A 14,573-nucleotide genomic window follows, 5' to 3' on the forward strand; every position below is an offset into this window, starting at 1 on the left:
TATAAAATGGAAATGTCATGGATTCAATTTTTTGTAGAAAATAATGGTGGATTAATATTTGCAGCTATGGGAATAGCTTTAGCTGTTGGATTATCTGGTATAGGTTCAGCTAAAGGTGTTGGAATAGTTGGTGAAGCTGCAACAGGATTAGTTACAGAAGAACCAGAAAAGTTTGGTAAGGCATTAGTTCTTCAACTATTACCAGGTACACAAGGTTTATATGGTTTCGTTATAGGATTCTTAGTATTTACTAAAATGGCTTCAGGTATGCCACTAGCTCAAGGTTTATACTTATTAGGTGCTTGCTTACCAATAGCATTTGCAGGACTTTGGTCAGGTATAGCTCAAGGTAAAGTTGGAGCAGCAGCTATTCAAATATTAGCTAAAAACCCAGAACACAATACAAAAGGTATTATATTAGCTGCAATGGTTGAAACATACGCATTATTAGGATTCGTTATTTCATTCATGTTAGTAAGCAAAGGATTCTAGGATTGGAGAGAATAGGCTATGGCAAGTGTAAATAATCTAACTTCAAAAATCCTTAGGGATGCTGAAGAAAGAAAGGAAAGTATTTTAGCTTCTGCTGAAGAGGAACAAAGTAAGATTCTTTCTAAAAGAATAGCTAAGTCCAAGGAGCTTGAAAAAGAAATTATACAAAAGGCTGAGCTTGAAGCTAAAACAAAAAAAGAAAGAATTTTATCTTCTGCTTCTCTTAAGGTTAGAAATGATAAATTATCAGCGAAGCAAGAAGTTATAGAGGAAGTTTTTCAAAAAAGCATAGATGCTCTATTATCTATATCAGGAGAGGATTTTTTTAAATTTATAAGAAATTCAATTCTTTCTCTTGGAGTAATAGGAGAACAAAAATTAATTTTAAACAAAGATGGAATGGAATTAGTAGATATTACTTTTATATATGAATTAAATCAGGCACTAGGAGAAAAAGGAAATATAAAATTAAGCTCAAAAGAGGGTAATTTTAAAGGTGGATTTATTCTTGAAAGTAATGGTATAGAAATTAATAACACATATGAAGCTTTAGTAAGTTCATTAAGAGATGAATTGGAGTTTGAAGTAGCAAGAGTGTTGTTTAGTTAAGGAGGGTAAGAGATGGATGTAATGAAATTTACCCAAGCTGTATCAAGAATATGGGTTTTAGAAACAAGACTCCTTGATAAAGCCAAGATAGACAGAATGATAGAAGCTCCATCAGCAAATGAAGTATTAAGAATACTAAATGAAACAGAATATTCAAATGCTTCAGCTAATGTAAAAAGGTCTGAAGATTATGAAGAAATTTTAACAGCAGAACTTAAAAGGATATATGATTTAGTTTATGAAATAAGTCCAGTTAAAGAAGTTGTTAAACTAATGAGTCTTAAATATGACTATCATAATATCAAAGTACTTTTAAAAGGAAATGTATTAGGAAAAGATTTATCTTCAATGCTTATACAATTAGGTAATTTAGACTTACAAGAAGTTAAACATAAAATAGATGGAGATAATTTTAAAAGCTTAAATGGAAACCTTGGAAAAGGAGTTCAAGAAGCAATGAAAGTTTTTGAGGAAACAAAAGATCCTCAAAAAATAGATATAATAATAGATAAATATATGTTTAAAGAATTAGTAGAAATAAAAAATCAATTAAACTATAAATTCATAGATAATTTAGTTAAAGCAATGATAGATTCTACTAATATAAGAACTTTACTTAGAATAAAGAAACAAAATAAAGGAAGAGACTTTGCACAAGAAGTAATAGTTGATGGTGGAGCAATAGATAGTAGTAGAATTATTTCACTACTTAATGAATCACCAGAAAATATAATGGCTAAGCTTCAAAGTACTATTTATTCAGATTTAATAAAAGAAGGTTTTGAAGGATACATAGCCACTGAATCTGCAAGTCTTTTAGAGAAATTAAGTGATAACTATATAATGGAATTGATGAAAGGTTCTAAGTTAGTTACATTTGGACCAGAAAAAATATTATCTTATATCTATGCAAAAGAAACAGAAATAAAGGTAATAAGAATTATAATGGTTGGCAAGCTTAATAATATTGCTGAGGAAGTAATAAGGGAAAGGCTGCGTGATATATATGTATAAGAAAATTGGAGTCGTTGGAGATAAAGATTCAGTTTTAGCATTTAAAGCTTTAGGAATAGATGTATTTCCTGTTATAGAAGCGGATGAAGCTAGAAGAGCAATTGATAGATGTGCGATGAATGATTACGCAGTAATATTTGTAACTGAGCAAGTAGCTCAGAATATAGAAGAAACTATAGCTCGTTACAATGAACAAATGCTTCCTGCAGTAATATTAATTCCAAGTAATCAAGGGTCATTAAATATAGGGCTAAAGAGAATTAGTGATAGTGTGGAAAAAGCTGTTGGCGTTAATATTTTATAGGAAGGTAGGTTAGTAAGTTGAAGACCGGAAAGATAATTAAGGTTGCAGGTCCTTTAGTTGTTGCTGAAGGAATGGAAGAAGCAAATATATACGATATGGTTAAGGTTGGAGATAATGGACTTATTGGCGAGATTATAGAAATGAGAGCTGATAAGGCATCAATCCAAGTTTATGAAGAAACTACAGGAATCGGTCCTGGGGATCCAGTTGTTACAACAGGAGAACCACTAAGTATAGAGTTAGGACCAGGTCTTATAGAATCAATGTTTGATGGAATTCAAAGACCACTTGATGCAATAGAAAAGGCTGCAAATTCACCGTTCTTAAAGAAGGGTGTATCAGTTAAGTCATTAAATAGAGAAAAGAAATGGGAGTTCAGACCAACTGCTAATATAGGAGATGTTGTAGAATCTGGAGATATAATTGGTACAGTTCAAGAAACTACAGTTGTTCTACATAAAATAATGGTTCCAGTAGGAATAGAAGGAACTATTAAAGAAATTAAAGCAGGTGAATTCACAATAGAGGAAACAGTTTGTATCATAGATACAGTGGCTGGACCAAAGGAAGTAATGATGATGCAAAAATGGCCTGCAAGAAAAGGTAGACCATTTGCAAGAAAAATGAAACCAGAACAACCAATGACGACAGGACAAAGAGTTATAGATACATTCTTCCCAGTAGCTAAAGGTGGAGCTGCCGCAGTACCAGGACCATTTGGAGCTGGTAAAACAGTTGTTCAACATCAGGTTGCTAAGTGGGGAGATACTGAAATAGTTGTTTATGTTGGATGCGGAGAGCGTGGTAACGAAATGACAGACGTTCTTAATGAGTTCCCAGAACTTAAGGATCCAAAAACTGGTCAAAGCTTAATGAAGAGAACAGTTCTTATAGCTAATACTTCTAATATGCCAGTTGCTGCTAGAGAAGCCTGCATATATACAGGAATTACTATAGCTGAATACTTCAGAGATATGGGATACTCAGTTTCAATAATGGCTGACTCAACATCAAGATGGGCAGAAGCATTAAGAGAAATGTCTGGTAGACTTGAAGAAATGCCTGGTGACGAAGGATATCCAGCTTATCTAGGATCAAGACTTGCCGATTATTATGAAAGAGCAGGTAAGGTTGTATGTTTAGGTAAAGATGGCAGAGAAGGTGCTGTAACAGCTATCGGAGCAGTTTCACCTCCAGGAGGAGACCTTTCAGAACCAGTTACACAAGCAACACTTAGAATAGTTAAAGTATTCTGGGGACTTGATGCACAACTTGCATATAAGAGACACTTCCCATCAATTAACTGGTTAAATTCTTATTCATTATATGCAGATACTATTGATACATGGATGAATAATGAAGTTGCTTCAGATTGGGGAAGCTTAAGACAAGAAGCTATGACTATATTACAAGAAGAATCAGGACTTCAAGAAATTGTGAGCCTTGTTGGTATAGATGCATTAAGTGAAAAGGATAGATTAAAGTTAGAAGTTGCTAAATCATTAAGAGAAGATTACTTGCAACAAAATGCTTTCCATGAAATTGACACATATGCTTCATTAGATAAACAATATAAAATGCTTAAGCTAATACTTTTATTTAAAAATGAAGCTGAAAGAGCTTTGCAAGCTGGAGTTTACTTAAATAAAATATTAGGATTAGATGAAGTTAGAGATAAAATTGCTAGAAGTAAATACATTCCAGAAGATCAAATAAATAAAATGGATGATATTGCTTTAGAATTAAAGGTTATTATAGATACATTAATCAACGAAGGAGGGGTTCTAGATGCTTAAGGAATACAGAACAGTAACGGAAGTTGTTGGACCTTTAATGGTAGTTGAAGGTGTAGAAGGTGTTAAATATGATGAACTAGTTGAAGTGGAACTTCAAACTGGTGAGCATAGAAGAGGTAAGGTTCTTGAAATAAACGGATCAAAAGCAATGGTACAGCTTTTTGAAGGTTCTTCGGGAATTAACTTAAGAGGAACTAAGGCTAAGTTCTTAGGAAGACCTCTTGAACTTGGTGTATCAGAAGATATGTTAGGTAGAATATTTGATGGTATGGGTAAGCCAATTGATAATGGACCCAATATAATACCAGAACAAAGAGTAGATATAAATGGAGAAGCTATAAATCCAGTATCTAGAGATTTTCCATCAGAGTTTATCCAAACAGGTATCTCAGCAATTGATGGATTAAACACTCTAGTTAGAGGACAAAAGTTACCTGTTTTCTCAGGTTCAGGGCTTCCACACAAAGAATTAGCTGCTCAAATCGCAAGACAAGCGAGAGTTTTAAATTCAGACTCTAACTTCGCAGTTGTATTTGCAGCTATAGGTATTACATTCGAAGAGTCACAATTCTTCGTTGATGAATTCCAAAAAACTGGTGCTATAGATAATGCAGTATTATTTATGAACTTAGCATCTGACCCAGCTATCGAAAGAATAGCTACACCAAGAATGGCATTAACAACAGCTGAATTCTTGGCTTATGAAAAAGGAATGCAAGTTCTTGTTATAATGACGGATATCACAAACTATGCAGAAGCATTAAGAGAAGTATCTGCAGCTAGAAAAGAAGTTCCAGGAAGAAGAGGATATCCAGGATACCTATATACTGACCTTTCTACATTATATGAAAGAGCAGGAAGAATTAGAGGTAAAGAGGGTTCAATAACTCAAATTCCTATATTAACAATGCCAGAAGATGATAAGACTCACCCAATTCCTGACTTAACTGGATATATTACAGAAGGACAAATAATTCTTTCAAGAGAATTATACAAGAAGGGTATTATGCCTCCAATAGATGTTCTTCCGTCATTATCAAGACTTAAGGATAAAGGTATTGGTAAAAATAAAACAAGAGAAGATCATGCTGATACAATGAACCAATTATTCTCAGCTTATGCTCAAGGTAAGCAAGCAAAAGAATTATCAGCAATATTAGGAGAATCAGCTTTATCAGATATAGATAAGCAATATGCTAAATTTGCAGAAGCTTTTGAGGAGCAATATGTTTCACAAGGCTTTACAGCAAATAGAAGTATAGAAGAAACATTACAATTAGGATGGAAACTTTTGAAGATACTTCCAAGAACAGAGCTTAAGAGAATAAGAGATGAGTATCTTGAAAAGTATATGCCAAAGGGAGATGAAGAATAGCCATGGCAAGATTAAATGTCAATCCTACTAGAATGGAGATGTCTAAGCTAAAAAAGAGATTAGTAACAGCTACAAGAGGACATAAACTTTTAAAGGATAAGCAAGATGAGCTTATGAGACAATTCGTTAATCTTGTTAAATACAATAATGAATTAAGAAAATCTGTAGAAGCAGAGCTTCAAGGGTCTCTTAAGGACTTTGTTATGGCTAGAGCTGTTATGAGCTCAGAATTTCTAGAAGAAGCAGTGTCTTATCCAAAGGAAAGTATATCTGTTGAAGTAGGAACTAAAAATATAATGAGTGTTAATGTTCCAGAAATGAATTTCCATAGACAACTTGAGGGAGATGAAGGAAGTATATTTCCATATGGATTTGCAAGTACATCATCTGAACTAGATGATTCAATAGCGAAGCTTTATGGAATATTACCAAAGTTATTAGAATTAGCAGAAGTAGAAAAATCAACTCAACTTATGGCTGATGAAATAGAAAAGACTAGAAGAAGAGTTAATGCTCTTGAATATATGACTATTCCTTCATTACAAGAAACTATAAAGTATATAAGAATGAAGCTTGATGAAAATGAAAGAGGAGCTTTAACTAGATTAATGAAAGTTAAAGATATGATACAAGCAAGAAATTAAAAGCGTCCCCTATAAATAGGGGCGTTTTTTATTTAGTATGATAAACGTAACTGTTTTGTAATTGATAATCCAAGCTATTAATAGTATAATAAGATAATGATTTAATTAACATAATAAATAAGTAGCATTTGAGAGTTAAGGAGTAAATTATGCAATATATACTATCTTTTATATTAGCATTTTTAATAGTTTATTTAATAACACCATTTTTAATTAAACTATCTTTTAGATATAGTTTTACAGATAAACCAACTAAAAGGAAAAAACATAGGGGCGAAACTCCACTTTGTGGTGGGTTATCTATGTTTATAGGTTTTTTTATAGTATATTTTACAGTTAATAATTATACACCATTAAGAGAAAAAATTTGGATATTAATAGGAGCATCATTAATTTTATTAATAGGATTAATAGATGATAGTTTTAAAACTAGAGGAAAAGAGTTTCCTATATATCCAAGATTAATAGTTCAATTATTAGCAGCATTTATTATATTTAAAGCTGGAATAGTTTTTAGAGGATTTATGAATCCATTTACAGGAGTGTACATACAATTATCAGGTTCAATACAATTTTTGCTTACAATTACATGGATATTTGGAGTAACAACAGTTATAAATTGGTCCGATGGTATGGATGGATTAGCTGGAGGATTATCATTAATATCATCTATAACATTTGCAGGGGCAGCAATAATATTAAAACAAAGTGAATCTGTTAATATGTCATTAATAGTATCTGGAGTAACTTTAGGATTTTTACTATATAATAAGTATCCAGCAAAGATATTTATGGGGGATTCAGGAGCAAATTTCTTAGGGTTTATTTTAAGTATAATAGCACTAGATGGAGCTTTTAAACAAGCTACCTTAATGAGTTTATTTATACCTATTTTAGCGCTTGCAATACCTATTTTTGATAATATTTTTGTTATAGTAAAAAGATTTTTAGAGGGAAAGCCTGTATACCAAGCAGATAGAAGTCAAATTCACTATAGGCTAGAAGCAAAGGGGTTTACTCCTAAACAAGTAGTAACATATATTAATATGGTTAGTTTAGCATTTAGCGCCATATCAATAATATTATTATTGATAAAAAAGTAATGAAACTTAAAAATAAATATAACATGGAGCTCCATAGGAGTTCTTTTTTTATATAGAAATTTAAAATATAAATTGTAAAAAGATTTAAATTAATTAAATTAAAAGCTATATAGAGAAAGTTATAAATACGTTGACTCGCAAATATTTAAATGATATTATATTGAGAAATATCTAAAAGGGGGCGGAATATATGTATAGAGGTAAAATGGTTAAATTAAGGGCTTATAAGGAAGAAGATGTAGAAAGAGCAACACAATTTATAAATGATGAAGAAGTTAAAAAGCTTTTGGATTCTAATGTTCCTTTTCCAATTACTAAGTTGCAAGAAGAGGAATGGATAAAAAGTAGAAAAGCAGGAGGAGACTTCACTTATGATTTTGCAATTGAAGATATAAAAAGTGGTAAATATATAGGTGGGTGTAGTATTAATGAGTTGGATATAAAAAATAGAAATTGTGTAATAGGTATAATGATTGGCGATAAAGAGTACTGGAGCAAGGGATATGGAAGTGATGCTTTAAGAACTCTGCTGAAATTTATATTCGAAGAAATAAATATGAATAAAGTAAAGTTAAAAGTATTTTCTTTTAATGATAGGGGTATAGCATGTTATAAGAAGATTGGATTTAAGGAAGAGGGCATATTAAAGAAAGAGCTATATAGAAATGGAAGCTATCATGATGAAGTACTTATGGCTATATTTAAAGAAGAGTTTTTAAAAACAGTAAATTAATAATAAAACATTTTAATATACATTCAAATAAATAAATTTTAAAGCTGTGTCTTAGGCAAATTGTCATTAAGATATAGCTTTTTTATTTTTTAAAAGGAGAATAAAATAGATATAAAAGAATATAAATTTTTAGTGTGATATAAATAACAATATCTAATCTTATATATTTAAAAATAATAAAAAATATGTTACCATTTAATTAGTTAAAATATTTAGAAAATTTACAAAATTAAGAAAAATGAAGTGGGGGAGATAATTTGAAAGATATATGTGGCAAATTTAAAGATTTAGAATTATTTATCCAAGAGGGAAATAATGATGAAAGCTCACTAATTGCTGTATTACATCACGCACAAGGATTATATGGATATCTTGGAAGAGAGGTACAGGAATATATAGCGGAGAGATTAAAGATACCTACATCAAAGGTCTATGGTGTAATAACATTTTATTCTTATTTCTCTACAGAGCCAAAAGGAAAATATGTAATAAGTATTTGTACTGGAACTGCATGCTTCGTAAGAGGTGCTTGTGACATCTTAGAAGACTTTAAAAAAATATTAGGAATAAAAGAAGGAGAAACAACATCAGATGGACTATTTACATTAGATACATTAAGATGTGTTGGATCATGTGCAATTGCGCCTGTAGTTCTTGTAAATGATAAGGTATATGGATACTTTACTAAGCCTCAAGTAAATGAATTAATAAATAATTTAAGGGAGCAAGGTTAGTATGGAAAGAGTAGTTAATTATAGTAATTTATTAGAAAAGGTTGAGAAATGTAAAAGAAATATAGAGGTTAGACAAAATCCTGATAAATTTAATAAAGGTGATATAAAAGAAAGGCATATACTTATTTGTGGTGGACCAGGCTGTAAAGCATCAAATGCAGATAATATTTTAAGAGCATTTAATGAAGAAATATCTAGATTAAATTTAGAAAATGATATAAAAGTAATAATGACAGGATGTTTTGGATTTTGTGCAAAAGGGCCAGTAATAGAAATTATGCCTGATAGAGTATTTTATATAAAAGTAACAGAGGAAGATGTTAAAGAAATAATAGAAAGCCACATATTAGAAGGCAGAGTTGTTGATAGGTTACTTTATGAAAATGAAGAAACGAAAGAAAGAATAAAAATAAAAGAAGAAATTCCTTTTTATAAGAAGCAAGTGAAAATAGCATTAAAAAATTGTGGAGTTATAGATCCTGAAAATATGGAAGATGCATTAGCAGTTGGAGCTTACACAGCATTAGGGAAAGTTATTACCACTATGACTCCAGAAGAAGTTGTAAAAGAGATAAGTGAATCAGGTCTTAGAGGAAGAGGGGGCGGTGGATTCCCAACAGGTAGAAAGTGGGAAACTGCGAGACGAGCTATTGGAGATATAAAATACGTAATTTGTAATGCTGATGAAGGAGATCCAGGAGCCTTTATGGATAGAGCTATTTTAGAAGGAGATCCAAATTCAGTTCTTGAGGCAATGGCTATTTGCGGTTACGCTACTGGAGCAAACAATGGATATATATATATAAGAGCAGAATATCCATTAGCTGTTCAGAGACTGAAAATAGCAATAGGTCAAGCGAGGGAGCTTGGATTATTGGGGAATAATATATTGGATACAGGCTTTGATTTTGATATTGAAATTAAGTATGGAGCAGGTGCCTTTGTATGTGGAGAAGCAACTGCCTTAATACATTCAATTGAAGGATTAAGAGGAGAGCCTACAATGAAGCCACCAAGAACATCAGAAAAAGGATTGTGGCAAAGACCTACATGTGTTAACAATGTAGAAACTTTTGCGAATATTAGTCAAATAATTAACAATGGAGCAAAGTGGTATAGATCAATAGGAGCTGAAAAATCAGCTGGAACAAAGGTATTTGCTTTAGCAGGTAATATTAATAATGTTGGTCTTGTAGAAATCCCAATGGGAATTCCTTTAAGAGACATAGTATATGAAATTGGAGGAGGAATATTAGGAGATAAAAATCTAAAAGCCATACAAACTGGTGGACCGTCAGGTGGATGTATTCCAAAAGAATATCTAGATTTGCCTATAGAATATGATACTTTAACATCAATTGGTTCAATGATGGGATCTGGTGGAATGATAGTAATGGATGAAGATAACTGCATGGTTGATATAGCAAAATTTTATTTGGAGTTTAGTGTAGATGAATCCTGTGGTAAGTGTACCCCTTGTAGAATAGGAAATAAGAGAATATTAGAATTATTAAAGAAAATTACAGAGGGAAATGCTGTGGAAGAGGATTTAAAAAAACTTAAAGAACTATGTGAAGTGGTTAAGGATGCATCACTTTGTGGATTAGGAGAAGCAGCACCAAATCCAGTTTTAAGTACTTTAAAGTTTTTTGGTGAAGAATATAAGCATCATGTAGTGGAAAAGACTTGTATAGCAGGAGTTTGTAAAGGATTAGTTAAATATGGAGTTACAGATGATTGTATAGGATGTACAAAATGCTTAAGAGCATGTCCTGTATTAGCTATTAAAGGAAAGGTTAGAGAAAAGCATGTAATTGATGTTAAGAAGTGTATAAAATGTGGTTTGTGTTACGAGGCATGTCCGGCTAAAGCTATAATAAAAACAAGCTTAGGAGGTGAAAATTAAAATGGTAAGTATAAAGGTTAATGGTATAGATTTAGAAGTTGAAAAAGGGACAAGTATTTTAGATGCATCAAAAAAGTTAAATATCAACATTCCAACATTATGTCATATGTATATGGCGGATGGAAATACAAGAAATTGTAAGGGAACTTGCAGAGTATGTTTAGTTGAAGTAGAAGGCTGGGAAAGATTAGTTCCTTCTTGTGCAACAGAAGTAAAAAACGGTATGTCAATTAAGACTAGTTCTCTTAAAGCAATTAAAGCAAGGAGAACTATTACAGAATTATTGTTATCAAATCACTCAAAGGACTGTCTAGATTGTGACAGAAATACAAATTGTGAACTACAAAAATTAGCAGCAGATTTAGGTATTAATGATGATAGGTATGAAGGTGAATGTGTAAATTTTGATTTAGACATTTCAGATGGATTTATAAGAGATAGAGAAAAATGTATATTATGCAGAAGGTGTGTAACTACTTGCAATGAGGTGCAGAGAGTACACGCTATAACAGTTGCGGATAGAGGATTTGGAACTAATATTTCAACATTTTCAAATGATCCTATAAGAGATACTAACTGTACTTATTGTGGACAATGCGTAGCAGTATGTCCAACTGGTGCATTAAGAGAGAAAAGTGACTATAAGAAGCTTTGGGAAATTTTAAATGATTCTAATAAATATGTTATTGCTCAAATTGCACCAGCTGTAAGATCGGCTATTGCAGAAGAGTTTGGGCTACAATCAGGAGAGTTATCTACTGGCAAAATTATAAGTGCATTAAAGATGTTGTCATTTAATGAAGTGTTTGATACTAATTTTGCAGCAGATTTAACGATAATGGAAGAAGCAAATGAATTTATAGAAAGATTTACAATAGGAGAAAACTTACCACTTATAACTAGCTGTTGTCCAGCATGGGTAAATTATGCTGAAAACAATTATTCAGAAAATATGAATCTTGTATCAAGTTGTAAATCTCCTCAACAAATGTTTGGTGCTATAGCTAAAAATTATCTTCCACAAGAGCTTTCAATAAAAAGAGATGATTTATTTGTAGTATCAATCATGCCTTGTATAGCCAAGAAGTTTGAAGCAAATAGACGGGAAATGATTAGTAATGAAGGCATAAAGGATGTAGATTTAGTTATAACTACAAGAGAACTTGCTAAGATAATAAAAGAAAGTGGAATAGATATAAAAAATTTACCAGATGCAGAATTTGATAATCCATTAGGAGTATCAAGTGGAGCAGGAAGTTTATTTGGAACTAGTGGAGGTGTTATGGAAGCTGCCCTTAGAACATCTTATGAATGGATAACAGGAAAAACATTAGAAAAAATAGATTTTGAAAATGTTAGAGGGTTAGAGGGACTTAAAGAGGCTACAATAAGCTTAAATGGCAGAGATATTAATGTAGCTGTTGTCAGCTCCCTTGGAAATGCTAAAAAAATAATGGACGAAATAAAAAATGGAAAATCGAAATATCATTTCATAGAAGTTATGGCTTGCCCAGGTGGATGTATTGATGGTGGAGGACAACCGTTTATAAAATCTGATAGAGAGATATTAAAAAGAAGGATGAATGCTATATATAATGAAGATAAAAATAAGAAAATAAGAAAAGCACATGAAAATCCTATGATAGATAAGTTGTATAAAGAATATTTACAAAAGCCAAATAGTTATATAGCGCATCATATATTACATGTAAATTATAAAAAATAAGATATTATTAAATATAGTGAAAGGTAGAAAGGAAAAAAATAATAATGCTTAAATAAAAAAAGGAAACTATAGGTTTCCTTTTTTATTACAATAAAATCAGTAAAAAACAAAATACGAGTAAAAATATCAAAAAAAGCGTTTTAGCTGAAAAAAGTATGGAAAAGACTAACAATTGATAGTATAATTATTGTAGTCAAAAAGATACAGCGCTATAAATAATTAGGAATAATTTACAATAAAACTTTATAATTATAGATATAGAAAGGATAAGATATGATAGAAACTATATTAATTTCATTCATATTTTGTAAAATAAAAGGCTTTAAATTAAAACCTTTATTTAAAAGTTGGTCAATATATCCAGTAATGGTAATGGAGCTAATTTATTTAATCGTACAGATTAATATTTTTATGGAAAATTATGTTGTAATAAACTATGTTGGTATATTAAAAACTCTATACTTATGTTCTTACTTACCATTAATATTCACATATAAGCAGTATATAGCAGCCATAATAGGATCAGTATTTGTTATAATTGGAGGAATATTAAATGATATAGCAATTTGGGCTAATAATGGATATATGCCGGTATTTCCTACAATTTCATATTTTACTGGATATGCAAAGCCAGACGCCTTTAATAAGGTAAATGATATACATATATTGGGTGACTCTACAACGAAATTAAAACCTTTAACAGATATATTTGATATAGGATATAGTGTGCTTAGTGTTGGAGATATCTTTATTAGGTTATATATTTTCATAATAATATATAATGTAGTAAAATTATTAAATAAATCAAAAGAAGAAAAAATAAGTGTTTTGTAAAGGAGACAAAAGATGCTAAGGTTACAGCCAATAGAATTTTTTTTAAGAGCAATACCAGAAGGATTTTTATTTATATTTGCTATATATGTATTTTCTAAAGAGATGATAGATAAAAGAAAATATGTTATTTCAAGTATTATATATAGCACAGCTATATTTCTAATTAGAATGTTACCTATAAACTACGGAGTACATACAATATTGGCGGTATTATTTTTATTATTTTTAACTATAACATATAATAATATAGATGTTATAAAAACAATGAGTAGTACAATAATAATATTTATAGTTCAATTTTTATCAGAAGGAATAAATATGTTGATAATTCAATTTTTGCCTGATATTGACCAGTTATTTAAAGATCCAGTACTTAAAACTATTTTGGGATTACCATCCTTAATTATTGCAAGTTTAATTACATATATTTTTTATAAAAAAATTAATAAGAAAGATGTATTGAAAGATGTATGATGTTGAAAAATTATCAAGAGATATAACTCACAACTTAAAGAATAAATTAAATTTAGACTATGAAAAATCAGTAGTTGTAGAATATGGATTATATGCCTTTTTTCACATGATGATATCAATTATATTAGTAGCAGTAATAGGTGCTATATTTAATGTTATGATTGAAGCTTTAATTATATCATTTACAATAAGTATCTTAAGGAAATCATCAGGGGGAGCACATGCAAGTTCGGCTTTAAATTGTGCACTTATAGGGGTAATGGTATCGGTTATTCCTGCAATGATTGTTACTAAATATATACTAAATATTAATTATTTGGTATTAATTGGGTTAATGGTATTTATATCAACTAGTATAATAATTTATAAATTAGCACCAGTAGATAGCCCTAACAAGCCAATAAAGAAACAGGAAAAAATTAAAAGATTAAAAAAAGGATCAATTATTACATTACTAATCTATATGTTTATAGTAGAATTAAACATAGCTATATATTATTTTAATAAAAGTAATATATCTCTAGTATATTCATTGTGTATTTATATAGGAATAATATGGCAAGTATTTACTCTCACTAAATTAGGTCATACAGTAGTTAATTTAATGGATTCTTTTTTTATAAAGTTATTAAGTGTAAAAGGAGGGAGAGAAAGTGAAAAAGTTAAATAATAAGGTATTAATGGCAATAGCTGCATTTGCTACAGTTATAGCTTCAACAGTTGCAACATCAGCATGTTGGTGGTGTTCATACCAACCAGAAGAGCCAAAATGTTTAAGGGATGAGTAGAATTCAAATAAAGATCGGGAAACCGATCTTTATTTGGAGTA

General features: G+C 30.5%; 16 protein-coding genes. All 16 read left to right on the forward strand.

What is annotated here, in order from left to right:
* Window positions 1-6 precede the first annotated feature (6 nt).
* The 16 genes from ACYUEX_RS03975 (at window position 7) to ACYUEX_RS04050 (ending at window position 14,532) form a co-directional block, all read left to right on the forward strand.
* Window positions 7-492: a V-type ATP synthase subunit K gene (locus ACYUEX_RS03975; protein ID WP_411168839.1), complete on the forward strand. Its 486-nt coding sequence runs from the start codon at window positions 7-9 to the stop codon at window positions 490-492.
* Between the two features lie 18 nt (window positions 493-510).
* Window positions 511-1,101 (forward strand): V-type ATP synthase subunit E, encoded by a 591-nt coding sequence (locus ACYUEX_RS03980; protein WP_460286651.1) that lies wholly within the window; start codon window positions 511-513, stop codon window positions 1,099-1,101.
* Window positions 1,102-1,113: 12 nt separating this feature from the next.
* The gene (locus tag ACYUEX_RS03985) at window positions 1,114-2,115 is read left to right on the forward strand and encodes a V-type ATP synthase subunit C (RefSeq protein WP_411168837.1); all 1,002 of its coding nucleotides are present in this window, start codon (window positions 1,114-1,116) and stop codon (window positions 2,113-2,115) included.
* Window positions 2,108-2,419, forward strand: a complete 312-nt coding sequence (locus ACYUEX_RS03990) for a V-type ATP synthase subunit F (protein ID WP_460286652.1) — start codon at window positions 2,108-2,110, stop codon at window positions 2,417-2,419. The genes ACYUEX_RS03985 and ACYUEX_RS03990 overlap by 8 nt, the downstream gene beginning before the upstream one ends.
* Window positions 2,420-2,436: 17 nt before the next feature.
* Window positions 2,437-4,215, forward strand: coding sequence for a V-type ATP synthase subunit A (locus ACYUEX_RS03995; RefSeq protein WP_460286653.1), 1,779 nt, complete (start codon window positions 2,437-2,439; stop codon window positions 4,213-4,215).
* Window positions 4,208-5,590, forward strand: a complete 1,383-nt coding sequence (locus ACYUEX_RS04000; protein WP_411168834.1) for a V-type ATP synthase subunit B — start codon at window positions 4,208-4,210, stop codon at window positions 5,588-5,590. The genes ACYUEX_RS03995 and ACYUEX_RS04000 overlap by 8 nt, the downstream gene beginning before the upstream one ends.
* A gap of 2 nt (window positions 5,591-5,592) precedes the next feature.
* Window positions 5,593-6,234, forward strand: coding sequence for a V-type ATP synthase subunit D (locus tag ACYUEX_RS04005; protein WP_411168833.1), 642 nt, complete (start codon window positions 5,593-5,595; stop codon window positions 6,232-6,234).
* A 149-nt stretch (window positions 6,235-6,383) separates the two neighbouring features.
* Window positions 6,384-7,337, forward strand: a complete 954-nt coding sequence (locus tag ACYUEX_RS04010; protein WP_460286654.1) for an MraY family glycosyltransferase — start codon at window positions 6,384-6,386, stop codon at window positions 7,335-7,337.
* 190 nt (window positions 7,338-7,527) lie between these two features.
* Complete coding sequence (locus tag ACYUEX_RS04015; RefSeq protein WP_460286655.1) at window positions 7,528-8,070, forward strand: GNAT family N-acetyltransferase; 543 nt, start codon at window positions 7,528-7,530, stop codon at window positions 8,068-8,070.
* 257 nt (window positions 8,071-8,327) lie between these two features.
* Complete coding sequence (locus ACYUEX_RS04020) at window positions 8,328-8,804, forward strand: NADH-quinone oxidoreductase subunit NuoE family protein (protein ID WP_460286656.1); 477 nt, start codon at window positions 8,328-8,330, stop codon at window positions 8,802-8,804.
* A 1-nt stretch (window position 8,805) separates the two neighbouring features.
* Complete coding sequence (locus tag ACYUEX_RS04025; protein WP_460286657.1) at window positions 8,806-10,710, forward strand: NADH-ubiquinone oxidoreductase-F iron-sulfur binding region domain-containing protein; 1,905 nt, start codon at window positions 8,806-8,808, stop codon at window positions 10,708-10,710.
* The gene (locus tag ACYUEX_RS04030; RefSeq protein WP_460287055.1) at window positions 10,706-12,436 is read left to right on the forward strand and encodes an NADH-dependent [FeFe] hydrogenase, group A6; all 1,731 of its coding nucleotides are present in this window, start codon (window positions 10,706-10,708) and stop codon (window positions 12,434-12,436) included. The genes ACYUEX_RS04025 and ACYUEX_RS04030 overlap by 5 nt, the downstream gene beginning before the upstream one ends.
* A 273-nt stretch (window positions 12,437-12,709) precedes the next feature.
* A complete protein-coding gene (locus ACYUEX_RS04035; protein WP_460286658.1) occupies window positions 12,710-13,270 on the forward strand; it encodes a DUF5317 family protein in 561 nt (186 codons plus the stop codon).
* Between the two features lie 12 nt (window positions 13,271-13,282).
* The gene (locus tag ACYUEX_RS04040) at window positions 13,283-13,744 is read left to right on the forward strand and encodes a hypothetical protein (protein WP_460286659.1); all 462 of its coding nucleotides are present in this window, start codon (window positions 13,283-13,285) and stop codon (window positions 13,742-13,744) included.
* Complete coding sequence (locus ACYUEX_RS04045) at window positions 13,737-14,414, forward strand: accessory gene regulator ArgB-like protein (RefSeq protein ID WP_460286660.1); 678 nt, start codon at window positions 13,737-13,739, stop codon at window positions 14,412-14,414. The genes ACYUEX_RS04040 and ACYUEX_RS04045 overlap by 8 nt, the downstream gene beginning before the upstream one ends.
* Entirely contained in the window at window positions 14,398-14,532 is a 135-nt protein-coding gene (locus ACYUEX_RS04050; protein ID WP_460286661.1) for a cyclic lactone autoinducer peptide, read from the forward strand. Before ACYUEX_RS04045 ends, ACYUEX_RS04050 begins: the two co-directional genes overlap by 17 nt.
* Window positions 14,533-14,573: the final 41 nt, after the last annotated feature.

It is taken from the genome of Clostridium sp. CTA-7, from assembly GCF_054768095.1.

Coding starts and splice junctions, on each gene's coding strand:
- ACYUEX_RS03975 (WP_411168839.1), top strand. CDS start 7: ATGGAAATGTCATGGATTCAATTTTTTGTAGAAAATAATGGTGGATTA.
- ACYUEX_RS03980 (WP_460286651.1), top strand. CDS start 511: ATGGCAAGTGTAAATAATCTAACTTCAAAAATCCTTAGGGATGCTGAA.
- ACYUEX_RS03985 (WP_411168837.1), top strand. CDS start 1,114: ATGGATGTAATGAAATTTACCCAAGCTGTATCAAGAATATGGGTTTTA.
- ACYUEX_RS03990 (WP_460286652.1), top strand. CDS start 2,108: ATGTATAAGAAAATTGGAGTCGTTGGAGATAAAGATTCAGTTTTAGCA.
- ACYUEX_RS04000 (WP_411168834.1), top strand. CDS start 4,208: ATGCTTAAGGAATACAGAACAGTAACGGAAGTTGTTGGACCTTTAATG.
- ACYUEX_RS04005 (WP_411168833.1), top strand. CDS start 5,593: ATGGCAAGATTAAATGTCAATCCTACTAGAATGGAGATGTCTAAGCTA.
- ACYUEX_RS04010 (WP_460286654.1), top strand. CDS start 6,384: ATGCAATATATACTATCTTTTATATTAGCATTTTTAATAGTTTATTTA.
- ACYUEX_RS04015 (WP_460286655.1), top strand. CDS start 7,528: ATGTATAGAGGTAAAATGGTTAAATTAAGGGCTTATAAGGAAGAAGAT.
- ACYUEX_RS04025 (WP_460286657.1), top strand. CDS start 8,806: ATGGAAAGAGTAGTTAATTATAGTAATTTATTAGAAAAGGTTGAGAAA.
- ACYUEX_RS04035 (WP_460286658.1), top strand. CDS start 12,710: ATGATAGAAACTATATTAATTTCATTCATATTTTGTAAAATAAAAGGC.
- ACYUEX_RS04040 (WP_460286659.1), top strand. CDS start 13,283: ATGCTAAGGTTACAGCCAATAGAATTTTTTTTAAGAGCAATACCAGAA.
- ACYUEX_RS04045 (WP_460286660.1), top strand. CDS start 13,737: ATGTATGATGTTGAAAAATTATCAAGAGATATAACTCACAACTTAAAG.